Origin of the sequence: Sutterella sp., from assembly GCF_030539355.1 — a bacterium.
Lineage (GTDB): Bacteria > Pseudomonadota > Gammaproteobacteria > Burkholderiales > Burkholderiaceae_F > Sutterella.
The window spans coordinates 1-985 of record NZ_JAUNSF010000006.1; the positions used below are offsets into that span (position 1 = coordinate 1).

1 protein-coding gene is annotated in these 985 nt (G+C 67.2%); it reads left to right on the forward strand.

The window, feature by feature from the left end:
- Nucleotides 1-985 (forward strand): signal recognition particle protein (locus Q4F91_RS02200; protein WP_303334139.1); only part of this gene is annotated, 985 nt, incomplete at both ends.

The window sequence follows — 985 nt, forward strand, 5'->3', positions numbered from 1 at the left end:
CCAGAAGAAAAAGGTCCTCACGGTCTCCTGCGACGTGTACCGCCCGGCCGCCATTGAACAGCTGAAGGCCGTCACCGCTCAGGCCGGGGCCGACTGGTTCCCGAGCGAGCCCGGCCAGAAGCCGCTTGACATCGCCGAGGCCGCCGGCGCCGAGGCCCGCCGCCGTTTCTATGACGTCCTGATCGTCGACACGGCCGGCCGCCTCGCGATCGACGAGGAGATGATGCAGGAGGTCGCGAACCTCAATGAGTTCCTCAAGCCCGCTGAGACCCTCTTCGTGATCGACGCCATGCTCGGTCAGGACGCGGTCAACACGGCCCGCACCTTCAACGAGCGCCTGCCCCTGACCGGCATCGTGCTCACGAAGGCCGACGGCGACAGCCGCGGCGGCGCCGCGCTCTCCGCGCGCTACGTCACCGGCAAGCCCATCAAGTTCATGGGCACGGGCGAGAAGCTCACCGGGTTCGAGCCGTTCGACCCGGAGGCGATGGCCTCCCGCATCCTCGGCATGGGCGACATCGTCGGCCTCGTCAAGGACGTGACGAACGCGATCAACATCGCCGAGGCGCAGAAGCTCGCCCAGAAGATCACCAAGGGCGACCGCTTCGACCTCTCGGACTTCCGCGCGCAGCTCGCGCAGATGGGCAACTTCGGCAGCTTCTCCTCGCTCATGGAGAAGATGCCCGCGCAGATCCAGCAGGCCGCGAGCAAGGTGAGCGACGAGGACGTGCAGAAGAATCTGCGCCGCACGCTCGGCATCATCGACTCGATGACCCCCGAGGAGCGCAGGAAGCCCGAGCTCCTGAAGGCGAGCCGCAAGAAGCGCATCGCCGCGGGCGCGGGCGTCCCGGTGCAGGAAGTCAACAGGCTCTTGAAGCAGTTCGAGCAGACCCAGGACATGATGAAGCGCATGAAGAAGGGCGGGCTCTCCCGCATGATGCGCATGCTCGGCGGCAAGGGCGGCTTCCCCGGCATGGGCGGGGGC